The following is a 22,748-nucleotide window of genomic DNA, read 5'->3' as shown; positions in this document are numbered from 1 at the left end:
CCTAAATAAGAGTGGGGTTCGTTTTTGATTTTCTAACAATCATCTGAGACAAAATGACACTTAAAACTGAAGCAATGGCAAGCACGATATAAAAATTGCCATACCCCAATCCTTTGGCTAAAAAGCCAGAAAAAGCACCTCCTAAGAAATAAACCAGCAACTCAAAACACACCAGAATGGTAAAGTCAGTACCCGCCTGTTGTTTTGAACTGTTCTGCATGAAATACGCATAGAGAGCCGTCATGGCGATATAACGAATCGCCAAAATGACAATCACAAATAAACCCAATAAGCCGTGCCAGACGTCAAACCAACTGAGTAAAATAGCGATGCCAATGACGGCATAGACAAAAGTTCTTAACCAACCCGCCCAGATCAAAAGTTGGGTTGCTGCCAATTTTTTCAGTAAAAAAGCGGCCGTGACTGCTGCCAACAATCCGACTAATGCGCCGAACACCGACATCAACACCCCGATTTCAGTCAAAGACCATTGCTGATCTATCAGCATAGGATTGAGCATGGCCATGGCAGGTGCTTCAACAAAGCGATAACATAGGATCAGTAGCAAAGCCCAACGAATTTCTGGGCGTTTAAAGGCATTTCTTAAACTTGGCGGTTGTTTGAATGTCGTCTGCTGTGGACGTTCTTTAATTTGCGATATAGCCAACATGGTGAGTGCGGTTAATACCGCCAAAGTCAACAAGGCAACTTTCCAGCCATAATGTTGATAGAGCCATAAGGTTGCAGCACCCCCAATCATACTGCCTAAAGCCACGCCGATACTTTGTGCCATACTGCCCAAACGATACTCAGACTCAGCTAATGTCTCGACGGTATAGCCATCTATCGCAATGTCCTGTGTGGCAGCAAAAGTAGAAATCCACAAACCAATGATTACAAAGATCCATATCCCATAATTAAACTGAGTCATCGCGAGCATGATCACTCCTGCAACTAATGCCAGTTGCGTAAACAACAACCATGTTTTGCGTTTTCCCAGTTTTTTCAGATAAAACCGATCCAGTACGGGTGCCCAGAAAAATTTAAAAGCCCATGGAATATAGAGCAGTGACAACATGCCAATCCAGCGTAGATCAACCCCTTGATGTCGCAAAATGGCAGGCAATGCCACATTGTAAAAATACAATGGTAAAGCATGCGCTAGATATAAAATGACAATTACGCCCAGTCCCAATGCCGAGACTGCTGTGATTTGTTTTTGGTTTGTCATGTGATTTGCGTCTTGCATAATGACCTCTGCACGGCCCAATCCAGTGCATCTGTTTTAGATAAACTTACAAAATAAGGCACTCGCCAAGCCTGCTGTAAAGCTGGTGTATCCAGACGAATACGATCATCTTCATCCTGTGCAATACGAGCCAATCCCAAACAATATTGGAAAAAAAGTGACTTATAGCTTTTGTACCAACGTGACTGAATTTCCCGATAATCCTCGGGAAATTCAGTCTGTGGTAAGGTTTGCATAATGAGGACAAAAGCACGTCCCTGATCCAGAAAAACCTGTATCTGCGACAGCCAATCTTCAAATTCCTGACTCGACACCTGACCTGAAAACTGCATATCAAGGATCTGGATATAATGACTACTTAAGCTCATGAGCTATATTCTGCCGCTAGATTTTGTTTCTTAACTGATTGCGAGCGAATCAGATCATCTTCAAATTTGTTATAAAATTTATCGCGATAGCAGTAATACAGCATTGCTGTTTTTTCAGCCATTGGAATCAAGCGCTGCGCTTCATAGCATAGTTCTTCTACAACCGCCGCATAGGGTTTAACGGTATGATCAGGTTCACCCACGATCTTGATCGATTGCGCATGTTCAAAAATATAAAAACTTAATAATCGAATGGTCGGACGTAAATATCCTTTACCAAAAGCTGATTTTTCACCAAACAGCAAATGCCAACCCAGATCATGCTCGTGACCGTCATAATAGCGCCCCAAACGATCACGCTTGCCTTCATAAATTTCGGTATAACCGACATCTTGCCCATCAATGCCAACAATTAATAAGCGTTGATGATCATCAGCCAGCATTTTGTCAAAATAAACCTGTAGCTCTAATTCAGTTTTATTGAGTTGCCATTGTGGAATCACATGCGGTTCGTGCATCCATTTATGTAGTAGGGCTATATCCTGTGGATATTGCACCTGACGCAAATAATATTGAGTGCCTTCTTCAAAATATTCATAATAATCGGGAAGCTGACTTGAAATCGTATTCATTTTTATCTCATCACTAGGCAATTTGAATGTCTTTAGATTCGGTTTGGAGCTGACGCTTCCAGTCTGCTAATGTTTTTTCACTGACAGGATTTGGAATAGGATCAAGAAAAACAGGAACAGGACGTTCTACTTCATCGTTATAACTTGTGGTAAATAAGCGCACCCGATTAAGACAAATTTTTTCGAACTCAGGACGCAGCATGGCGAACTTTTCAATTCTTTCTGATAATTCTGGATGTGATTGATGCAAATCCAGAATACTGTTTTGGATGGTTTGCCAGAAATCCAGCTCGCTATATTCTGAAAAATCCTCTAAAAACACATTACAGATATAGCGGTAATGCACCATGAATAAGCCAGTAAAGATAAAATGGCTCAGCTCTAATGCACTGTGACGTAATAAAATATTCCCTTCTTCAGGTAAAGCATTAAGCTCAGGGAAATCTTCATCAACCAAATTCACATCATCAATAAAATCTTTAAGAACTAAAGCTTTGGGAACACCATTTTCATGTACCAACATGGTATTTTCGCCATGTGGTGAAAATGCCAATCCATAACGATAAAGACAGATCAGAAGCGGCGTCAAACACACCTTTGCGAACTGCGACAACCAGTCTAGCGGCTTTAACTGAGATGCTTCGATTAAAGTCTGAAGGACGGAACGGCCAGATAAATCGCGGTGCAATAATGCGGCTTGTGACAATACTTGCTGATCGGAAGAAATATACGGATCAACACTTTCACGCCATAAACAGCCGAACAATTCTTTAAATTGATATGGCACGCCATCTATACGATCGAAACATGGCTGATGAATGGTTAAAGTCGCAACTTCTCCTAAAAACACCACTCCACTTGCTTGTAAGTCTGCATCGTTGGCCAAAATACTTTTAAGCCAACCTGTCAAAGCAGGTGCAGCCAAATTTCGTTTTGAAGGTAAGCCTCGATAAACAGCGGTGTTAAAAATACTGACGGGAAGCTTGATATAATGCCGTTTCGGGTTAGAAATATTACATAGGGTTCTAATCGATTGCATCGGTACAAAACTGTCGAAGCTGATATCCAGTTCAACGATTTTTTGATCGACAATTTCATTGGCATAAGTTGCCACTAACCATTGATGCCATTGCCATGCATGTACAGGAATGAGGTAATAATCTTCGACACTCAAACCCTTTTCAGATAGTTTTTGCGCAAAGTGTTGTAGCTCTTTAGCATCAAATTCATACTGATAAAGTTCTGCTGCACTCCAGTTTGAGCTAAAACGATAATTGGCCAGATCACGATGTACCGCTAACCATAATACTTTCACTTCAGGTGACAATTCAGGCGCGGCATTGAGATAGTCATCATAGCCAAAGCCCATACGGCCTTTACTCATGATGAGCCACGGATGTCCACGTAACATTCCTTCAATTCGATGATGCGATTCCGTTAAAACGGCTTCACTATTTAAGCGTTTTTCATCAAAAAGGTGTGCTTCTGCCAACCAAGTATTGTTCATTTCCTTGATCAGATAAGCTTGCGTAAATGGCTTAACCTGAGTCGCTTGCGCTGCTGCAACGATAAACTCATGTAAATTCCATGCTGCTTGATGATTGAGCTGAGTTAAATCACGAACAGAGCCTGACTGAATATTCCAGTGACCTAATAAATAGCGATAACCATTAAATTGATAAGTTCGGTCTGCCAACTGTAATTGATACAATCCATTGCCTAATGCCTGAACTTCTATAATTTCTTCATATAAAAATTCAGCAATCGCCATTTCAATTAAACGCTGTCCAGCTGCTCTCCATTGCTGCTGGTTAATTTGTAACTGTGCAAAACTCATAGGGATTTCTCGTACTGAAAAACATGGGACAAGACTTGTTTCAGCTTGGATTTATTTCTTTGAAGATGCAGCAGATGATTTGTGGGACGACGATATTGACTCACCTCCACTCCGCTGTGATCTGATTGGTCCTGACAAGTCTCAACCATGTTTGTGACAGAATGGGTAAATTGAATATTTGGATTTTGACTCAAATCGAAATGTTGGAACGTTTGCGGCTGATCGCCTAACTCATACAGAGTCTGCTGAGCCAGTTGATTGGCAATCACTGCCGAACGATAAGCGCCCAACCCTAAGTCTGGCGTACCCACACCATGACTATGCATTTCCTGATTTTGAACAAAAATGTTTCCGCAGCCTGAATGTACAAGCTGATAATCCTGAGTAATCTTCCAGCGATGTTTCGAATCTCGCTCAATCAGCGACGAGATTTTTTCCATAAAACTTAACTGGGGTGTTCGATAACCAGTAGCTGCAATCACATGATCAGCATCTAAGTAAAACGCCTGTTGCGTGGTCTTATGCACAAAATGCAAACGGATTTGTCCATTTGTTAAAGATGTCGCATCGATTAACTCGCAACTATTATGCAAATGAGTCGCAAAAGGCTGTCCAGAAATGCTGCGCTGATAGAGTCTGTGATAAATCTCACGAATGGTTTTGGCACTAATGCCTTTATAAAGCAAGGCTTGTTGAGCCAATTGACTGCTCTTCACTTTTTCATCAAGTTGATAAAAATGTTGCAGATAATCTGGACTAAAATGCTCCAGACCGAGCGGTGCATATTCCATCGGGAAAAAACCACTGGAACGGGTAAACCAATGCAATTCAATATTTTGATCTGGCCGATTATTTTGCAGCTCAAATAAATCCAGAAATACTTCAGCCGCAGACTGTCCAGATCCTAAAACGACGACATTTCCATTTAAATCAGCTTTATTTTTAAACAGATAGTGCGCTGAGTGTAAGCATTGTTCAGGACGAATTTCTGCAATAGCTGATAAGCAAGCGGGTAAGTGAGGAACATGACCCGTGCCAATCACGAGTTGTTTACAGCGATAATGCTGCTTAACACCATGTTGTTCAACAGTCACCTGAAAACCAGAAGCTAAGGCTTCAATGCCCACGACTTTAGACTGATATTGAATGTGATCGAGTTGCGCCGCAACCCACTGGCAATATTGATTATATTCTCGTCTTGGAATATGCGACTGTTCAAGAAAATAAAATTTATATAGCCGTTGCTGATGTTTTAAATAATTTAAAAAGCTATAAGGACTGGTAGGATCAACCATCGACACCAAATCTGCCATGAACGGCACTTGCAGCATGGTGTTAGGTAGTTGCATACCTGCATGCCAGTCAAACTGATCTTTTTGCTCAAAAAATAAATAGTTCAGCTTGGTTTTGTCTTGCAGCAAACTGGCTAAACTTAAATTAAAAGGGCCTAAACCAATACCAATAAAATCAAGCATAGAGTAAATCCTCTTGTTTGATCATCAGTGGATTCGGTAGTTCAACATACACAGATTGATGCTCAACAGGTGCAATCAACTCATCCAGTTCATGCAACCGAGTCAGCAAATTGCCCTTATAAGGCAGGCTGTCTTTGTACAACAAACCTTTTAACAATGAACTTTGCGGATATTGCGCTAATAATGCGATTAAGGTTTTTTGCAGATATTCGAGTAAATCGTCTTCAGACACATAGCCCGTCGCAGCAATCGCATTCATCAACCCAAACAAGGTATTGCCAAAGAAATAATAACTGAAACGCTCATCCACAAAGCTTTGTGGTCCAACTGCATGCGCTTTTTCATTGAGTTCGGGAAACTGGTGAAGAACTTTCTCGGCCAATTCCTCGATATAATAAAATCCCTGATTATCACGTAACCAGATATTTTTGGGCTTAAAGTTTTCAAGTTCCACCAAAACATTTTGCTGATGCGACTCAAAAGCCATGCCATATTCATGGTAGAGATACATCAATGGTTTTAGGCTAATTTCTAAAAAGTCATGAAACCAGTTCATTGCAATTTGTTGATGGGTAAATGACGGATGCTGCTGACTGATTTTGTCAAATAAAGCATTAAAACGATTCAGTGGTTTAGTGGGATGATCCTGACACAACGAGGCGATACAGGTAATCTGATCATTGCGGTTAAAAGGCTGCTCTCTAAAAATACAAATACTTTCATTAATGATTTCATCATCCAGTCTCAGTGCAATCCATGCAGGATCATTCACCGCTTTAAGGGTGGGACAATTTTTGAGAATTTGTTTGCCTAAAACGCTATGCCATAACCGATGTGTCAATTCCCCCCGATGACATTCTTTAGCCAGATTGATCCGAATTGAATTGGTAATCATCACTGACAATGAGGGTTTAAGCATCCACGGCGATGAAAAACTGGCCAGTGTTCGCACGGAAGTGGTTGGATAAAAATCGACCCCTTGTAAGCCAAGATCAATCAATCTCGTTTTTTGCTTCAGCTGACCATACCATTTCTTACTTTGCAAATAACGGGCTTGCCATGGATGTAAAGGCAATAATTTATAATGCGGGTAGTTTTCTAAAAGACGTCCATCCGCTTCAGACATGTGCCATTTCAAATAATCTTTAAGCTGATTAGAAATGAGTTGCCCTTCTGCACTCCCTTCGGCAATCGAATCTGGATGAACCAACCAGAAATGAAGTGGCGTTTTCCCTTGATATTCAGGCGAAAATTTATGCCAATCTTCATGAATAAAACCTGTACGGCTTTTCGGTGCTGGATGCATACTGTGTCCCAACAACAAAGCTTGTTCAGACTCGATAAAATTTTGTTCTGCATCAATTAAAGCATCTAAGTTCTGTGATCGATGGTTTAAAAACTGCTGCAAGGCATCACGACTTTGTATCCATCGCTCAATGAGTGATGCCGCATCTAATTTATTGGTTTCATTACAAATTAATTCTTCCAATAAAATGGTGGCAATCGCCACCATACTTAAATCACGAAATTGATGATTGATCCATAACTTTGGCAGTGCGGCCAGACGATGTCGACCCACTCGACTCACATACGATAAAGCAACCAGTACTTGAGCATTTAAGCTTTCAACTGGAATTACAAGTAAGGTCAAGCCTTGGCTAAACACTTGTTGGGGAGAGTTTTGTTGAAAGTTTTCGAGTAAATGCCCTTTACCAGTTTCCTGCGTATAAGCATTGACGAGATGTTGCATCGCCAAACGATTGGCAAGCTCTTTCATCGGAAGATCCTCTAAGATAGAGTAAAGTAAGTGATTTTTGACGAATCACTGACATTAGCTTTTGATTTTTCTTAAACAACACACTGCTTAAAGGCAGTAAAAACAAAATAATGATAATAATTAACATTTACATTTGCAATTTATTGAATTTTTATTATAATTTGGTAAATTTCACATAAGCATTTGATATTTTTATCTATTATTAATTTTATGAGTAACCAATTATTTGACATTTCTCATGATATAAAACTATTAAATTTTGACTCGGGATTGGGATTCTTGATTAAAATTCCATACAAAAACAAGGGATTAAATTTTTTGAAAAAATTAGAAGCGTGATTAAGTTCTTCATATATTTCCATAAAATTCATTACACTCACGGGGTTTGAGTGAATATGAGTGGTTGGTATTTATTGATAGCTTAGATTCGAAGCCTTTAAAAACCTATAAAAATATAAAAACCATAATCAGTTCTGCTCTTGGCTAGATTTATTCGATGTACACAGATCGATCACGGCAAAAATTATAGTTTTTCTGCACCAATTGCTCATCCGATCATTCAATTTAAGCCTATGGGTTAGTCAAGTTTTAGAACATTCATAATGAATCATGAAAGCTATCCAATTAAAAACTTGTCAAAATGACAGGTTTTTACCGCAATTTCTGCAATCTCTGGAACAATTCCTGAATCACGGTCAGAACGATAAATTGCACTGTATTTAATGAGGGGTAATCTTGGCGTGAAATTTAAGATTCTTAATTTGTCGCTATTAATTAAATGTTCTAACGGCTTTAATGGCAAATAAGTAATGCCCATTCCTGAAATGGTCAGACCTAATTGCGCCATTAAACTATTACAAATAATATTTTTATTTAAAGTAATTTTTTGCGATAAAAAATAACGCTCATAAATCAAGCCCGTACCTGAAGTTGCGCCTTGAACAAAAAATGAAAATTTCTCACGGCTGGCTTGTTCAAAATCAATATTTTTATTTTTTGGAATGAGTTTGGGTGAACACATCCAGACATTTTCTACGCTTTTAAGGGGAAGTGATTTTAATCGAACATCATCATACATATCAGGCGCAATAATAATATCGAGCTGGTCATTAATAATATTTTCAAATAAGACCCGACTGACTTCAACGGTCGGCTCAATATGTACTCGTGGATAAATTTGTCGGATCTTTTCAATAAAATCTGGTAGCCAGGTCATTGCAGTTAATTCAGTCACCCCTAAACGTAAACGACTGATCAACACTTTTTTATCGCTGACTTTTTCGAGCATGACATCACGGCGTTCCAAAATTTCCTGACAATAAATCAGAAGCTCCCTACCCTGTTCAGTGAGTTTGGCATTACGATTACTTCGGTCAAAAATTTCGATATCAAATGAGCTTTCAAGCTCATGGATACGTTTTGAAATCGCCGACTGTGACATGTGCAATTTATCTGCTGCCGCTTCAAAACCACCTAACTTACAAATCCAAGTCAGTGCTTCCATTTGTTTAAACGTGATCATATTGATTTCCTTCTGGATGAGATCAACATAAATCCTTTAATCACGGATAGCAAATAGCCAGAACTTAATGGACAAGTTTTAATATCAATAAGACACTGTTTTTATTTATAAAAAAATATTTAAAAAAATAAAACATGAAAAAAAGTGTTTTAAAAATATAGATAAATATCGCTAAAAATATTGTTTAAGCATTGCTAGTATCAGCTCAAGAGGAAAAATCATCTTCAATGGATTTTGAGAATTAGAGGATACCACCATGTCATTACCCGGCAGTATGATTCACCCCGCAGCAACGCCACTGACTCAGCAAGAACGTCAACAATTTGTTGATGTCGTGACGCCTCATCTCAGCGACAACATGAACCGTAATGTCGGTATTCATGGTCTACAACGTTTTAATAAAACAGGAAAACTGATCGGAAATGCGCTCACCGTAAAAGTCCGTGGCGGAGATAACCTATTGGTATACAAAGCCATGACCATGTTGCAAGACGGTCATGTTTTGGTGATTGATGCTCAAGGCGATGAAAATAACGCGATTATTGGCGAACTGATCAAATTAGACTGCATCCGTCGTGGCTGTGTTGGTTTTGTGATTGACGGCGCAATTCGTGATGTTGCCAGTTTTGAAAATACACCATGTTATGCCCGTTCGATTACTCATCGCGGCCCATTTAAGACAGGCCCAGGTGAAATTAATGTGCCTGTTATTGTCGGTGGTCAAATCGTTAATCCCGGTGACATCATTGTCGGTGATGAAGATGGTGTGGTGTCTTTCCCTTATGCACACAAAGATGAATTACTTGCCTTAGCCGCCAAACATGCAGACAAGGAAAATAAAGTCAAAGAAATGATCGCGTCTGGTGTTGAGAATCAATCGTGGTATATGGATCTACTTCATGAAAAGGGATACCTCTGATGAATGCCATGAATTTTATTTCTCAGCGCTTGCAGATGATCAAACCATCACCAAGTATTGCTGCCAATGATCTGGTCAATAAATTACGCGCAGAAGGTAAAGATATTATTAACTTCACCATTGGTGAGCCTGATTTCGATACGCCTGAGCACATTATGCAAGCAGCGATTGAAGCGATGCGCAAAGGTGATACCCACTATACCAATGCAGCAGGTACAGTCGCAGTACGTCAGGCAATCAGCCAAAAACTGAAACGCGATAATCAGCTTGATTACAGCATTAATGAGATCGTATGTGGTAGTGGTGGTAAGCCACTTATTTTTCATGCTTTTGCAGCAACGCTAGATGTACAGGATGAAGTGATTATTCATGCACCATATTGGGTATCTTATCCTGATTTGGCTACCTTGAATGACGCGACGCCCGTGGTGATTGAAGGGCGTCAGGATAATGGTTTTAAGCTTACAGCCAAAGATCTAGCACCAGCCATTACCGAAAAAACCCGTTGGGTGGTGTTGAATTATCCAAACAACCCAACAGGTGCAGTGTATTCAAAACAGGAACTTGAAGCTTTAGCAGAACTGCTGAGAAAGCATCCTCATGTCCTGATTATGCTAGATGAAATTTATGAATTTTTCGTTTATGACGACCATCAGCATATTTCACTGGCTCAGATCGCACCTGATTTAAAAGATCGTATTTTGATTATTAATGGTGCTTCAAAAGGTTATGCCATGACAGGCTGGCGTATAGGTTACGCCGCTGGGCCAGAATGGTTAATCAAAGCCATGACCAAACTGATCTCACAAACTACGACTTGCCCAAGCTCGGTCAGCCAAGCTGCCGCAGTAGCTGCATTTGTGGGTGATCAACAGCCCATTTATGACATGCTGGAAATCTATAAAACACGTCGTCAGCGTGTGGTCGATTTGCTTCAACAAATTTCTGGTTTTGATTTTGAACCGCCGCAAGGTGCATTTTATGTCTTTGCCCATGTTGCAGGTCTGATTGGTAAAACCACACCTCAAGGGCAAGTGATCCAGTCGGATGCCGATGTCGTTGAATATTTACTGCGCGAAGGCGGTGTTGCAACGGTCAGTGGTCAGGCTTATGGCATGTCCCCATTTATTCGTCTTTCTTTTGCAAGCTCAATCGAAGTGATTGAAGAAGGATGTCAACGGATCAAGAATGCGGTTGCAAAACTCGCTTAATCGTATTCTTTATTATTAACGATGTTGAGAGCATAACCACGATGTCAAACTAATCGAGCCGATGCAGGTATGGAGAGGCCGTCACGGATGACAGCGCAACACTTTATGCTCTCACCCCTACTCCTTTTGGGGTGAATGATGAACAAGAAACCAAAAATTTCATTAGTCTGGCAAATCATGATCGGTTTGGTCTTGGGTATTTTAGTGGGTTTTTACCTCAATACTCATCCTTCCGATAATAAATGGTTAATCGAACAAGTCTTCCAACCGATGGGTGATATTTTCATTAAACTGATGAAAATGATCGTGATCCCGATCGTCTTTTCATGTCTGGTCGTGGGTATTGCGGGGCATTCCGATGGCAAATCCATGGGACGCATGGGTGCTAAAACTATTTTTTATTTCCTGTGTGTGACCACGACAGCCATTATCATTGGTCTAGTGGTTGGAAATGTCGTAAAACCGGGTGCAGGTGCTGACCTTTCATCGATGGTTGCTGCGCATGTGAATACTTTACCGACCACCGAAACCAAGCATGGTCTAGGTCATGTTATTTTAAATATCATCCCAGACAATATTGTCGATGCCATGGCAAAAGGTAGCTTGCTTCCTGTAATTTTCTTTGCTGTGATGTTTGGTTTAGGCGTCGCGTCTTTACCTCACGAGAAAAAAGACATTGTGGTTTCTTTCTTCTCTTCTGTGTCAGAAGCCATGTTCAAAGTGACACACATGATTATGGCGTATTCTCCAATTGGTATCTTTGGCATGATCGCAGTCACCGTGACCAATTTCGGCATGGAATCCATGTTGCCTCTGCTTAAATTGATTGGCACAACTTATGTCACTGCAATTTTATTTGTTGTCATTGTCTTTGGTCTGATTGCCCGATTCATCGGAATCAATATTTTCCAGCTGATTCGCTTTATGAAAGCGGAACTGGTGCTGGCCTTTTCAAGTGCAAGTTCGACCACGGTATTGCCGCAAGTGATCCAAAAGACTGAACGTTTTGGTTCTGACCGCGGTATTTCAAGCTTTGTGGTTCCAACGGGTTATTCATTTAATCTCGACGGTGCATCACTCTTCCTTGGTTTGGGAACGCTGTTTATTGCCCAGATTTATGGCATCCATTTGTCGCTTGCAGATCAGATCATGCTGGTGGTGACGATGGTCATTACCTCTAAAGGTGCAGCAGGCGTACCGGGTTTTATGTTTGTGATTTTATCGGCAACGTTATCCAGTGCAGGGATTCCACTCGAAGGTATTGCCTTTATCGCAGGGGTTTATCGTCTGATGGATATGCCTAATACAGCATTGAATGTTTTAGGTAATACGCTCGCACCGTTAGTAATTTCTAAATGGGAAGGAAAATTCAGCGAAGAGCGTCATCAACAAGCGTTACTCAGCATGAAACATTCAAATCCTTCTGTTGCTCAGCCTACTTCGGAATCTTGAGGTAATCCCCATGCAAAATTTATCTTATGTTGATGAAAACGAAGGTCAAGCTTGGCTCAACTTTCTGGAACAACTGGATCGTGTAGAGCCATATCTGGGCGATCTCAAAGAAAATCTGGATCATTTACGTCGTCCAAAGCGTTCATTGATCGTGAATATTCCAGTCAAAATGGATGATGGTACGGTTCGTCATTTTGAAGGTTTTCGTGTTCAACACAGTATTACTCGTGGTCCGGGTAAAGGCGGGGTTCGTTTTCATCCTGATGTGAATCTGAACGAAGTGATGGCGCTGGCAGGCTGGATGACTATTAAATGCGCAGCGTTAAATTTACCCTTTGGCGGTGCTAAAGGTGGCGTTCGAGTTGATCCGACGACGTTGTCTAAAAATGAGTTAGAGCGTTTAACACGTCGCTATACTACGGAAATCAATTTAATTATTGGACCACAAAAAGATATTCCTGCGCCAGATGTGGGTACGACACCCCAAGTGATGGCATGGATGATGGATACTTATTCCATGAATGCAGGCTCTACTGTGACTGGGGTGGTGACAGGTAAACCAGTACATTTGGGTGGTTCACTTGGTCGTTCCAAAGCCACTGGGCGTGGTGTATTTGTCACAGGACTGGAAGCCGCACAAAAAATTGGTTTAGACATTGCGCATGCAACGGTCTGCGTACAGGGCTTTGGTAATGTTGGCGCTGAAGCAGCCTTACTGTTCCATGAGTCTGGCGCAAAAGTGATTGCGGTACAGGATCACACCGCAACACTATATCATCCTGAAGGCATTAACATTCCAGATTTATTGGCTTATCAGAAACAACAAGGCGCCATTAAAGGCTTTGATATGGTTCATGATATCGACAAAAATGAACTCTGGAATATTGAAGCCGACATCTTTATCCCTGCTGCACTCGAAGGTGTGATTAGCAAAGAAATCGCACAGAAACTTCAAACCAAGCTGATTTTAGAAGGTGCCAATGGCCCCACCGATCCGGCCGCAGATGACGTACTCAATGAACGTGGCATTGTGATTGTTCCAGATGTCATTTGTAATGCGGGCGGTGTGACTGTCAGTTATTTTGAATGGGTACAGGATTTAGCCAGTTACTTCTGGACGGAAGATGAAATTAATCATCGTATGGACGTAATTATGCGTAAAGCCATTCATGATGTCTGGGATCGTGCACAACATGCCAATTGTTCACTTCGAACAGCCGCGTATATCGTTGCCTGTGAGCGAATTTTACTGGCGCGTCGTGATCGGGGTTTAATTATCTAGGCAATTTGTAGACCATTTTAAAGCTTGGAAGCATCTCTATAACCATTAAAGATGCTTTCTTCAATCTTATCGAGATGATCTAAGAACTGAATTTTTAATGAAATATCTAATAAATACAATAACATTTAAATAAAAATAAAGTCCGAGTTATAGCTAAAGTCTATTCGGCTTTCTTTGATTATTTTGATTGCGCAAAGATTAGGACTCAACTCATCTCCCTATCTGCACTGATCTAAATAACGGCTAGATAAAATTATGAAATAAAACGGTCAATGTCATCTTATCCTTTGGCAGCATGACTTAGATGATAGTGGCTATTTATTTAAGTGATCTAAAAGAGGCTTAAGCATCTAGCGCTAAATTAAACTATTTCTAAAAATTTTAAGCATCATTGGATGTGATTATTTTTTAATCAAATGTAAGAGTTTTCCTACATTTGCTGTAAGAAATATCTTATTTTTTTGTCAGCTTATCCATTTTAAACTTCTTGTTATCGTTGTTCATCTCAATGTTTTATCACGCATAAACATGAGAAAATATCATGCTGGGAGATAGACTATGTTTCGCAATAGAAATACAGATGAGGTTCTAAATCAAATTTATGATTTTATAAAAGAACGACCAAATTTCTCTAAAAAAGCCCAATGTGAAAAAATTATCGATTTTTTTAGAGAAATACATGAAGAAAATGATGTTGCGTTTGAATATGAAAAACCACATCGAATTATTGGAAACTTTGGTTTTCCTCTGATCGTCTCGATTCACGATGCGCCCGATTATAATGATAAGCAGCGTTTCATTGACTGGGTTTTAGCACGAATCTAACTCTCCAGTTTGAGTCCGCTTTCGATACTGTATCATGCAATGTTCTGATCAAGTCTATATATAAGCTGTTTAATTTTTTATCTATTTGATTTAAAGTCACTTTTCACATAAGCAACCAAAAGGATTTTAAGATCATTTTGTTGATTTCAGGATGACTCAAAAAAGTTTCTTAAATATTTTCAAAAACTTAACAAAATAAAATTTAAGTTACTGATTTTTATAAATATTAATTTTAAAAAAACTAATGCTATTTATATAAAATTGTGTATAATTTCGCCAAATAAACCCTCGCTTGGTTGTAGAAATTTTCTATGACTTAAGTGAGGGTTTTTACATGGATGGCTTATCTGGAAGGGATAATATCGGGTCTTAGATTGGCGGCTTTAGCATGATCTTTTTTTCCAGAGCAGCACGCGCTGATGCTCAAATTCAACTTGTAGCTCAACGTCTTTCAACACGTCTTGCTTTCTTTTCACTCGGTTTTGCAACAGCAGCTTGGGCTCCTTTGATTCCATTTGCACAACAGCGTTTGCATTTAAATCACGCAGACTTTGGTCTATTACTGCTATGTAGTGGTTTAGGCGCGATTTTGGCTATGCCCATCACTGGCCTATTAATTTATCGTATAGGCTGTAAAGTGCTGATCAGTGCTGCCCTGCTGATGCTCTTACTATCATTACCTGCTTTAGCATTGGGTAGTACCGCGCTAAGTATGGCGGTAATTTTATTCTTTTTCGGAACTGCGGCAGGTAGCTTGGGTGTAACGGTCAATTTCCAAGCGGTTTTTGTAGAAAAGAATTCGGATAAACCCATGATGTCAGGTTTTCATGGCATGTGCAGTTTAGGCGGCTTGCTTGGCGTCATGAGCATGACAGTTTTGTTGGCAATCGGCGTTTCACCTGTGATCAGTGTTTTTATGATTGGTCTGGTTCTGGTCGCGATGAGCTTCGTAAGTGTTCCTTATGCATTAGCAGTTATACCAAAAGAGACTCCACTCAATGAAAAGTCTCACGAAGATTTATCAGTCAGCAACACAAAAAAACGCCCGAGCCTTTTAATCCTGATTATCGGGATGATTTGCTTTATTAGCTTTTTATCTGAAGGTTCAGCGATGGACTGGAGCGGCATTTATCTGACGCATAATTTTGGTCTGAATGCTGCTTATGCAGGACTGGGTTATACCTGTTTTGCTATCGCCATGACTGCGGGCCGTTTAATGGGTCAACAAGCACTTCAGCTATTGGGTGAATCCAAGCTGATTCAGTATAGTGTGATTTGTGCATTTGTCGGATTGATGAGTATCATACTGGCACCGCAATGGATATTTGTTCTGATTGGCTATGCTTTACTCGGCTTAGGTTCGGCCAATATTGTACCTGTGATGTTTTCACGCGTTGGACGACAAAATAGCATGCAAAAAGCGGCTGCTTTATCATGTGTATCGACCATTGCCTATACAGGATCATTAACTGGACCTGCCCTGATTGGCATTATTGGAGAATATATAGGTCTTCAATTAGTCTTTGCATGTCTGGCGGGTTTAATTCTATCAATTCTGGCACTGAATCACTTTAGTCAAATCAAGGCTCAAAAATAGTTTGTATCAATAATAAAGTCTTTGGTTGTTAGCACAAAGACTTTATTTTTACTCTAAGCGTTGTGATAAATCTCAGTTCGAATGTTGATATTATTTATTGTTTAGATCCGATATGACGATGACGCGTCAGGATAAAACAAAACCGAAGAAAGGATATTTTCATACTCAAAATTATGTAAGTATTGAGTACATTCAAGGTCATTTAGAAAATCTTGACACCAGTCATTGATATCATAAATGCTTAGTCCATGAATTAGTTTCTGGTAGCGACTTTTTCGCTCTGCCAATGGCATATTGAGTGCTGTTTCCAGTGCGGTCGACATGGCTTCACGGTCTGTTGGATCAACAACCAGAGCATCGGTCATTTGTTCTGCCGCTCCAGCAAATTTTGATAAAATCAACACGCCCGGATTTTGTGGATCTTGTGCAGCAATATATTCTTTTGCGACCAAATTCATTCCATCTTTAAGTGAACTAATCCAGCAGATATCTGCATCACGATAAAACTGCATCAGTTGATTGTGTGCTTTTGATTCATAACTACATACAATCGGATACCAGTCCTCTCGCTTAAATTCGTTGTTGATAATATCCATTTTTAATTTAAATCGTTCAAATAGACGTTTATAGGTGGCGACATCAAGGCGACAAGGACATGCGATTTGTAAATGTTGAATCTGCCCACGCCGTTCAGGATGTTGCTCTAAGTAGTGAGCAAAACTATTAAACCTCTCGAATAAGCCTTTAGAGTAGTCAATACGATCTACTCCAATAATGGTTTTCATCGCCAAGTGCTTAGTCTGTAGCTCTGAGCGAGCATTTGCTAAATCTGCAACCGATTTTTGGATCCCTTTAACATCGACCCCAATCGGATAATGTTGAATCGAAACCAAGCGCTGATTCAGACTTAAACTATTTTTTTGAATTTTTTGTGCTTGCAATAATTGCGTACATACCTGTAGACAATTCTTTTGATCTTGCTGGGTCTGTAATCCAACTAAATTATAATGGCAGATATCCTGAAGTAGCGTATTGGCAACGGGTAACTTTTTCCACAGTTCAAGCGCTGGAAATGGAATATGTAAAAAGAAACCGATTTTATTTTGCATGCCCAATTCACGACAATGACGTGCAACACTTAAGAAATGATAGTCTTGCACCCAAATCAAGTCATCTGGCGCGGCAAATTCACTTATTTTTTTGGCAAATAAAGCATTCACTTGTTGATAGGTTTGATATTCATCATATTGATAATCAATCAAATCAGCGCGGTCATGCATCATTGGCCACAAGCTATTATTAGCAAAACCACAGTAATAATCCTGATATTGTTTCTGGGTGAGCGGACAGGTGATATAGGTAATTTTTGATTTGTATAAAATATCAAAGCGTTGATTGGTCTGTTGTTCAACTTTCTCGCCATTCCAGCCTACCCATATACCGCCGACTTTACTCAAAGCATCCTGCATAGCGACGGCTAAGCCGCCTGCTACACATTTTTCAGATTGAGGTAAACTGACACGATTCGATAATATAATAAGCCTAGACATGTTCTTCTCCATATTTTTCTAAATGTTCAGGAATGGCGGTATCACGTAGTCGTTCTAAAAAAACCCTTAAAAAGAAATTGACCTGATCAATATTTTTAAATCGATATGTCGCATTTGTTGTACCCTCACCCACCTTGATGGTTACGCCTTTCATTTGATTGACGTAGCTAAAACCATCTTCATCGGTTCGATCATCGCCAATGAAAATAGCTAAATGATTTTGCAGATTGAGTAAGTGCGAGATTTCTGTGATGGCTTGACCTTTATCAATATCATTCCAAACTAATTCATAGACATATTTGCCTTTGATCAATCGAAGCTGGTCATGTTGATGTTGTAGGCGCTGCATGATCAGACTAGCAATCTGTTGTAGTTCAGGGCATTTTCGATAATGTAGCGCGATCGCATGTTGTTTATTTTCAATAATTAATTCTGGATAACGTTGAATATCCTTATTTAAAATAGTCTCAAGCGCTTGAAACAATTCACTTTGAGAATGCTTAGAAAATTGATTTTGATCATTGAGATAAATCAACAAACCATGCAAGGCTGCAATAGGTAGATCAATTGCTCCAAACATGTGCTTGGCAGATGATAAATCTCGACCTGTGATCGCAGCTACAGTAAGATGCTGTTGAATATGTTGGATTAAATCCAGTATGTCTTTTGAAATAAAACAACTTGATGGATCGATTTGAAACTCTGCTAAAGTTCCATCAATATCTAAAAATAATGCCATTGATTTATTTTGAGAAAAAATATCATTTACCACATCCTCACAGCGATCATAATGTGAAGGGGCTAATATGCTATTTTCATTTTGAATATTTATGTTCATGTGTTCATCGTTATAATGTGAATGCTTTTAATTAGATTGAGTTAAAAACGATCAAAAATAAAGCAAAATTACTTAAACACCTCAACAATCCGCTTAGGATTTACTTAAGTTGATTTGAATGATACAAACTCATGATTTGTTACATAGACTGAATAAATTTCTTATTAAAAAAAAAGCCGAATAATTTTTTTATTTTCATTATTTTACAAAGGTTAAAAGATTTAAATATGTCATAAAGTCTATAAACTCAAAAAAGAAATCAATATGTTAAAGTGCCTTTATCTTAAGAACTAGATACACAATCCTACTTAGCTTACATGATCCACATAGTCTGATCATAAAAACTAAACATTTGAAACAAGAGTGATGTTTTTATACGCCCCCCAATATAGGCATGCTAACCACTCACTTATTTGATAAAGAGAATTTTTAAATGACGGACTACGAAAAAATTAATGATCTCATTAAAAATATAAGAACGGTCATCTTCACCTTTAGCAATACTGAAGGACATTTACACGCGGCACCTATGACCACCCAAAATCGCGAATTTAATGGTCAAGTATGGTTCATTGGTTCCAAGAAATCTGAATTATGTCAAAGCCTTCAGACAGATTCTCAAGTAAACCTTGCCTATGTCACCTCTTCAAACCATTATGTTTCTATTCATGGCACAGCAAACCTTGTTGATGATCAAAGCATTTTAGATGAACTCTGGTCTCCTGCTTATGAGGCTTTCTTTGAAAATGGAAAACAGGATCCCGACGTACAATTAATTCAGGTAAATGCGCATGGAGCTCAGTATTGGGAAAGTGCAGGAACGATTGCAACTTTATATAAATTAACTAAAGCTGCAATTTCAGGAGAAAAGCAAGAATTAGGAACCAGCGATACTGTGAGACTTTAAAACAACGTATTGCAATTTCTGTATGACTATCATTATTAATGGTATCGATACATCTCAAGCAACTAGTCGTCATGATGAACATCCAGATCATCCATCAAAGATGGAAATCATGATTCAATGAACTGTTTGAGTTATACATGGAGCATTCTTGCTTCATGTATAACTCAAAACAAACTATTATAATTTTTATTTTAAACTCAAACATCGTCTCTTAATAAAAATTTAAATTCAACCAATTCCTATTATAATAATCACTCTATGTATTTTCTAATATTTAGCAGTTTTTTCTTTAGTCTTACATGAGAACTTTTTCATTCATCCCTTTTTATTTCTTCGTATAGGAGAAAAATAAAGAGAATTTAAACAATTATAAAAAAAATCATTCCTTATTAAAAACCAAGAACACTTCAAACTAAAAATGAATTAGATCACAATATTATAATGATGGTCATTCAATCTGTGCATGATGATATGCATCAGCTTTGTAAAATTTCCACAAATTTTAAAACTATAACTATACAGAGCATCCATTTTTATAGCCCGAGATTTGTTAATATTAATTAATACCAGCTACAAATCATCTAAATAATTCTCTAGGGAGCATCATCTATGGAGAATCATCGCATCATTCTTCAAGATGAAGATAAAAATCAACATCAAATCATTCGTGTGAAAGATGTCACTTTCAATACTCAAACCCTTATGAATACTCATCATTGGTTATGGGTTTATGCTGAAAGCTATGAATTTTTTCCATTTGAATCATGGGAACAGCTTAATCACGCTAAAGTCAGTGAAACGATTTCTCTTCAGGGAAAACGATTCAAAGTCATCAAAATCTTAAAAACTAAAAAGCCAAAGTTCTCTTAGTCAAAGAAAAAACAAATCAGTTCACCGACATTTTTCTATAGATTTAGATCGTTAGTCATGCATCATTTTTTAATCCATAGCTTACAACAGTGTAATCCATAGCTTACAAATGTTCATTTATTAATCAATCATTTTAATTTTTGATATATTTATCAATAAGATATGAATTAATATTTTAAAGAAATTTATTTTTATCATTTATTTTAATTTAATTGATATATCTCATTAATTATTTGAATTATAACAAATTACCCAAAAATATTATTTAGTTAATTTAATTAATTAAATCAAATTATTAAATTATAGTTAATTTCAATAATTCGCCAATTTGTGAAAAACAGACTACTATGAGATACGTCACTCCCACTCCTCTAAATTTAATCTCTATTTATTAATAAGATATAAATTTTATTGACTCTTTATTGCTCATTTTTAGTTGAAATGTGACGTAAGTTATTTAAGGAATGTGCAATTATGAAAATTCAGTTATGTTATGCGAGTACTCGCAATCTACAATCAGAAGATCTGTTACAAGATCTGAATGATATTTTGACCATAGCTCGTGATTTTAATAGTCGTCATGATATTTGCGGCGTGCTTTACTATGCTGATGGCTCTTTTTTTCAATGCTTGCAAGGTGAAAAAGAGATCGTCGAAGCATTATTTGCCAATATCTGTAAAGATGAACGCCATTGTGAAATTATTTCATTTGAAATTATGGAGATTGAGGAAACCAAGTTTAAAGATTGGTCAATGAAATATGTGCAACGTAATTCAGAGATTAATAAATTTTTTAAGAAAATGAACTTTAAAATGTTTTCTCCATCTGCACTTGATGACAAAACACTTCCTGTTTTTTTAAATCATCTTTATGATGCTGATCAAGCCAAAATTAAGCAACGAGTCGGTATGAATAATCGTGGTGTAAATAAATATATTTAGTATTATCTATTAGACTTATTTCATAAATCCCCTTTATTTCTTCCTATGAAAGAAAAATAAAGGGCTTCAAACAATGATGAAAGAAGTCTATTTTGCCTATATGAATAATGCTAACAGGCTTCAATCTCAACCAGCCTGTTAGCATTATTAAAAACGTTTTGATTAAAAAAATTTAAATGTTAAAATTTCAATGAATCAATTCATCGCGATATAATTTATACCAAATAAATAATAGTACTATCTTGAAATTTATAACAGATATTCCCAAATGACATAACCAATAGCAAAACCTAAAAAGGCATATAACGTAATGATAAAGAAGACAAAACTTGCCTTATTTTTTTGCTTTAAAAATTGCATATCATTAACCTCAATGATGATCGACCTGACTTAAACCCACAACAATAAATTAAAATAAAATATTAAAATTCATATACTTAATAAAAAATTACTGATGTTCAACCACTACCTGCTTTTGTTGCTGGGATGGCATATATTCAGGTTCATGGCTCACAGCAAAATAAAATAATGCTAAGAACATACAACCTAAAAAAATGCTAATTCCTACGACCACAAATGGAAATTTTGATTGATCCTTTGACATAAGACCAGACTCCTCAATATTTAAAAAATAAATTAAATCGAAGAACTTTCTAAACGCTTCAGCATATTTACATTTTGAATTTGCGTTTGAATATATTCGGCATAGACTGAAATTTTTTCAAAAATATGTTCCGAATAAAACATATCTTCTATCAAATGATGTGCCTGTTTTGGGCTAAAACCATGCGTCAACATGATTAATGGTACATTTATTTCAGAAAATTCATGGCAAAGCTTTTGGTGCAAATCATCTTTTCTTTTAAACAGTAATTTTTTCTGATCGATTTGATTCGATCTAAAGGCTACATCTCCAGCCTGTTGTTTAATGACATATATTTTGACTTTTAAAAAATGACTCATTTGATTTAAGATTTCTAAATCAGTTTTTAAGTACGTCAAAATAAATATTTTTGAAGTATCTGAACGACATATTGCCTGAATCAATTTTAAAAATACAAAATCTAAATCATCATCATATTCAAAAATATCCAGATACAGATTTAAGGACTCCAATGTCCGATCAATATGAATTTGAGTGTGATGATGAACTTGATAAAATGGTGACAGCAGATCGCGAATCATGGGAGTAAAAGGCGTTGAATAAATAGTTTTTTTATTTAAATTCGCCAAGATGAAGGGCGAAAAAACATAAGCCACATTCATATCATCCTGTTTAATCGCAGACTGGATCATATAAGTCAAATCTACAGGCGCCATACTTCTTAATACTTTGGCACGTAGGATGGTTGCTTCGAGATTAACATATTGATTTAAAATCTGTTGTTGTACATTCTGAGAAGGTGCCTGTTCAGGAAAAATCTTCAACAGTTGATTTAATTCTTCAGTTTTGAACACATCACACCTCTTTATTTCATCTCAACAGTAAATCAAA

The 22,748-nt window shown here is 37.8% G+C and carries 20 protein-coding genes and 1 pseudogene; 9 read left to right on the top strand and 12 right to left on the bottom strand.

Annotated elements, in window-relative coordinates; all coding sequences use genetic code 11:
- Nucleotide 1: 1 nt before the first annotated feature.
- The 7 genes and pseudogenes from I6L31_RS14070 to I6L31_RS14040 form a co-directional block, all read right to left on the bottom strand.
- Complete coding sequence (locus I6L31_RS14070) at nucleotides 2-1,249, bottom strand: MFS transporter (RefSeq protein WP_005002907.1); 1,248 nt, start codon at nucleotides 1,247-1,249, stop codon at nucleotides 2-4.
- Entirely contained in the window at nucleotides 1,228-1,617 is a 390-nt protein-coding gene (locus I6L31_RS14065) for a hypothetical protein (RefSeq protein ID WP_005002905.1), read from the bottom strand. The genes I6L31_RS14070 and I6L31_RS14065 overlap by 22 nt, the downstream gene beginning before the upstream one ends.
- Nucleotides 1,614-2,249, bottom strand: coding sequence for a GNAT family N-acetyltransferase (locus I6L31_RS14060; protein WP_004990898.1), 636 nt, complete (start codon nucleotides 2,247-2,249; stop codon nucleotides 1,614-1,616). Before I6L31_RS14060 ends, I6L31_RS14065 begins: the two co-directional genes overlap by 4 nt.
- A 13-nt stretch (nucleotides 2,250-2,262) precedes the next feature.
- The gene (locus I6L31_RS14055) at nucleotides 2,263-4,086 is read right to left on the bottom strand and encodes an IucA/IucC family protein (RefSeq protein WP_005002904.1); all 1,824 of its coding nucleotides are present in this window, start codon (nucleotides 4,084-4,086) and stop codon (nucleotides 2,263-2,265) included.
- Nucleotides 4,087-4,259: 173 nt separating this feature from the next.
- A pseudogene (locus tag I6L31_RS14050) lies at nucleotides 4,260-5,561 on the bottom strand (lysine N(6)-hydroxylase/L-ornithine N(5)-oxygenase family protein); the annotation flags it as partial.
- Complete coding sequence (locus tag I6L31_RS14045; protein ID WP_005002898.1) at nucleotides 5,554-7,338, bottom strand: IucA/IucC family protein; 1,785 nt, start codon at nucleotides 7,336-7,338, stop codon at nucleotides 5,554-5,556. The gene I6L31_RS14045 and the pseudogene I6L31_RS14050, both read right to left, overlap by 8 nt.
- 616 nt (nucleotides 7,339-7,954) lie before the next feature.
- Nucleotides 7,955-8,860 (bottom strand): LysR family transcriptional regulator, encoded by a 906-nt coding sequence (locus I6L31_RS14040; protein WP_004990907.1) that lies wholly within the window; start codon nucleotides 8,858-8,860, stop codon nucleotides 7,955-7,957.
- 256 nt (nucleotides 8,861-9,116) lie between these two features.
- On the opposite strand from I6L31_RS14040, the gene I6L31_RS14035 reads away from it, so the two are divergent.
- The 6 genes from I6L31_RS14035 (at nucleotide 9,117) to I6L31_RS14010 (ending at nucleotide 16,146) form a co-directional block, all read left to right on the top strand.
- Nucleotides 9,117-9,779 carry an RraA family protein gene (locus I6L31_RS14035; protein ID WP_005002895.1) on the top strand — a complete coding sequence of 221 codons (663 nt, stop codon included), beginning with the start codon at nucleotides 9,117-9,119 and terminating at the stop codon, nucleotides 9,777-9,779.
- The gene (locus tag I6L31_RS14030; protein ID WP_005002893.1) at nucleotides 9,779-10,990 is read left to right on the top strand and encodes a pyridoxal phosphate-dependent aminotransferase; all 1,212 of its coding nucleotides are present in this window, start codon (nucleotides 9,779-9,781) and stop codon (nucleotides 10,988-10,990) included. The genes I6L31_RS14035 and I6L31_RS14030 overlap by 1 nt, the downstream gene beginning before the upstream one ends.
- 138 nt (nucleotides 10,991-11,128) lie before the next feature.
- Nucleotides 11,129-12,442: a cation:dicarboxylate symporter family transporter gene (locus tag I6L31_RS14025; protein ID WP_227613797.1), complete on the top strand. Its 1,314-nt coding sequence runs from the start codon at nucleotides 11,129-11,131 to the stop codon at nucleotides 12,440-12,442.
- A 10-nt stretch (nucleotides 12,443-12,452) separates the two neighbouring features.
- Nucleotides 12,453-13,724: a Glu/Leu/Phe/Val family dehydrogenase gene (locus I6L31_RS14020; protein ID WP_005002888.1), complete on the top strand. Its 1,272-nt coding sequence runs from the start codon at nucleotides 12,453-12,455 to the stop codon at nucleotides 13,722-13,724.
- A 558-nt stretch (nucleotides 13,725-14,282) separates the two neighbouring features.
- On the top strand, nucleotides 14,283-14,549 hold the full coding sequence (locus tag I6L31_RS14015) for a hypothetical protein (RefSeq protein ID WP_004990919.1): 267 nt from the start codon (nucleotides 14,283-14,285) through the stop codon (nucleotides 14,547-14,549).
- Between the two features lie 388 nt (nucleotides 14,550-14,937).
- Complete coding sequence (locus I6L31_RS14010; protein ID WP_005002887.1) at nucleotides 14,938-16,146, top strand: MFS transporter; 1,209 nt, start codon at nucleotides 14,938-14,940, stop codon at nucleotides 16,144-16,146.
- Nucleotides 16,147-16,247: 101 nt separating this feature from the next.
- Here the strand turns inward: I6L31_RS14010 and I6L31_RS14005 are convergent, their stop codons facing one another.
- Both I6L31_RS14005 and otsB read right to left on the bottom strand, forming a co-directional pair.
- On the bottom strand, nucleotides 16,248-17,696 hold the full coding sequence (locus I6L31_RS14005; protein WP_005002886.1) for a trehalose-6-phosphate synthase: 1,449 nt from the start codon (nucleotides 17,694-17,696) through the stop codon (nucleotides 16,248-16,250).
- Nucleotides 17,689-18,534, bottom strand: coding sequence for a trehalose-phosphatase (gene otsB / locus I6L31_RS14000; RefSeq protein ID WP_005002884.1), 846 nt, complete (start codon nucleotides 18,532-18,534; stop codon nucleotides 17,689-17,691). The genes I6L31_RS14005 and otsB overlap by 8 nt, the downstream gene beginning before the upstream one ends.
- 433 nt (nucleotides 18,535-18,967) lie before the next feature.
- Between otsB and I6L31_RS13995 the strand changes: the two genes are divergently transcribed.
- The 3 genes from I6L31_RS13995 (at nucleotide 18,968) to I6L31_RS13985 (ending at nucleotide 21,253) form a co-directional block, all read left to right on the top strand.
- Entirely contained in the window at nucleotides 18,968-19,441 is a 474-nt protein-coding gene (locus I6L31_RS13995) for a pyridoxamine 5'-phosphate oxidase family protein (RefSeq protein WP_005002882.1), read from the top strand.
- Between the two features lie 609 nt (nucleotides 19,442-20,050).
- Nucleotides 20,051-20,311, top strand: coding sequence for a hypothetical protein (locus tag I6L31_RS13990; protein WP_004990931.1), 261 nt, complete (start codon nucleotides 20,051-20,053; stop codon nucleotides 20,309-20,311).
- A 474-nt stretch (nucleotides 20,312-20,785) separates the two neighbouring features.
- Entirely contained in the window at nucleotides 20,786-21,253 is a 468-nt protein-coding gene (locus I6L31_RS13985; RefSeq protein WP_005002881.1) for a BLUF domain-containing protein, read from the top strand.
- Between the two features lie 249 nt (nucleotides 21,254-21,502).
- On the opposite strand, the gene I6L31_RS13980 is transcribed toward I6L31_RS13985, so the two are convergent.
- From I6L31_RS13980 to I6L31_RS13970, 3 genes are all read right to left on the bottom strand, one after another.
- Complete coding sequence (locus I6L31_RS13980; RefSeq protein WP_004990935.1) at nucleotides 21,503-21,613, bottom strand: hypothetical protein; 111 nt, start codon at nucleotides 21,611-21,613, stop codon at nucleotides 21,503-21,505.
- Nucleotides 21,614-21,701: 88 nt separating this feature from the next.
- On the bottom strand, nucleotides 21,702-21,857 hold the full coding sequence (locus I6L31_RS13975; RefSeq protein ID WP_005002873.1) for a hypothetical protein: 156 nt from the start codon (nucleotides 21,855-21,857) through the stop codon (nucleotides 21,702-21,704).
- A gap of 32 nt (nucleotides 21,858-21,889) precedes the next feature.
- The gene (locus I6L31_RS13970) at nucleotides 21,890-22,711 is read right to left on the bottom strand and encodes a hypothetical protein (RefSeq protein WP_005002869.1); all 822 of its coding nucleotides are present in this window, start codon (nucleotides 22,709-22,711) and stop codon (nucleotides 21,890-21,892) included.
- Nucleotides 22,712-22,748: the final 37 nt, after the last annotated feature.

The organism is Acinetobacter septicus (assembly GCF_019355975.1).
In the GTDB taxonomy this organism is placed as follows: domain Bacteria; phylum Pseudomonadota; class Gammaproteobacteria; order Pseudomonadales; family Moraxellaceae; genus Acinetobacter; species Acinetobacter ursingii.
Note: the sequence above shows the minus strand (reverse complement) of the source record. Positions and strands in the feature narration are given on the sequence as shown.

What these genes read in the sequence shown, in the direction of transcription:
- I6L31_RS13985 (WP_005002881.1), top strand. Translation starts at nt 20,786, where the DNA reads ATGAAAATTCAGTTATGTTATGCGAGTACTCGCAATCTACAATCAGAA.
- I6L31_RS13975 (WP_005002873.1), bottom strand. Translation starts at nt 21,857, where the DNA reads ATGTCAAAGGATCAATCAAAATTTCCATTTGTGGTCGTAGGAATTAGC.
- I6L31_RS13995 (WP_005002882.1), top strand. Translation starts at nt 18,968, where the DNA reads ATGACGGACTACGAAAAAATTAATGATCTCATTAAAAATATAAGAACG.
- I6L31_RS13980 (WP_004990935.1), bottom strand. Translation starts at nt 21,613, where the DNA reads ATGCAATTTTTAAAGCAAAAAAATAAGGCAAGTTTTGTCTTCTTTATC.
- I6L31_RS14010 (WP_005002887.1), top strand. Translation starts at nt 14,938, where the DNA reads ATGATCTTTTTTTCCAGAGCAGCACGCGCTGATGCTCAAATTCAACTT.
- I6L31_RS14070 (WP_005002907.1), bottom strand. Translation starts at nt 1,249, where the DNA reads ATGCAAGACGCAAATCACATGACAAACCAAAAACAAATCACAGCAGTC.
- I6L31_RS14005 (WP_005002886.1), bottom strand. Translation starts at nt 17,696, where the DNA reads ATGTCTAGGCTTATTATATTATCGAATCGTGTCAGTTTACCTCAATCT.
- I6L31_RS14060 (WP_004990898.1), bottom strand. Translation starts at nt 2,249, where the DNA reads ATGAATACGATTTCAAGTCAGCTTCCCGATTATTATGAATATTTTGAA.
- otsB (WP_005002884.1), bottom strand. Translation starts at nt 18,534, where the DNA reads ATGAACATAAATATTCAAAATGAAAATAGCATATTAGCCCCTTCACAT.
- I6L31_RS14030 (WP_005002893.1), top strand. Translation starts at nt 9,779, where the DNA reads ATGAATGCCATGAATTTTATTTCTCAGCGCTTGCAGATGATCAAACCA.
- I6L31_RS14045 (WP_005002898.1), bottom strand. Translation starts at nt 7,338, where the DNA reads ATGAAAGAGCTTGCCAATCGTTTGGCGATGCAACATCTCGTCAATGCT.
- I6L31_RS14035 (WP_005002895.1), top strand. Translation starts at nt 9,117, where the DNA reads ATGTCATTACCCGGCAGTATGATTCACCCCGCAGCAACGCCACTGACT.
- I6L31_RS14015 (WP_004990919.1), top strand. Translation starts at nt 14,283, where the DNA reads ATGTTTCGCAATAGAAATACAGATGAGGTTCTAAATCAAATTTATGAT.
- I6L31_RS14025 (WP_227613797.1), top strand. Translation starts at nt 11,129, where the DNA reads ATGAACAAGAAACCAAAAATTTCATTAGTCTGGCAAATCATGATCGGT.
- I6L31_RS14040 (WP_004990907.1), bottom strand. Translation starts at nt 8,860, where the DNA reads ATGATCACGTTTAAACAAATGGAAGCACTGACTTGGATTTGTAAGTTA.
- I6L31_RS13990 (WP_004990931.1), top strand. Translation starts at nt 20,051, where the DNA reads ATGGAGAATCATCGCATCATTCTTCAAGATGAAGATAAAAATCAACAT.
- I6L31_RS14020 (WP_005002888.1), top strand. Translation starts at nt 12,453, where the DNA reads ATGCAAAATTTATCTTATGTTGATGAAAACGAAGGTCAAGCTTGGCTC.
- I6L31_RS14055 (WP_005002904.1), bottom strand. Translation starts at nt 4,086, where the DNA reads ATGAGTTTTGCACAGTTACAAATTAACCAGCAGCAATGGAGAGCAGCT.
- I6L31_RS14065 (WP_005002905.1), bottom strand. Translation starts at nt 1,617, where the DNA reads ATGAGCTTAAGTAGTCATTATATCCAGATCCTTGATATGCAGTTTTCA.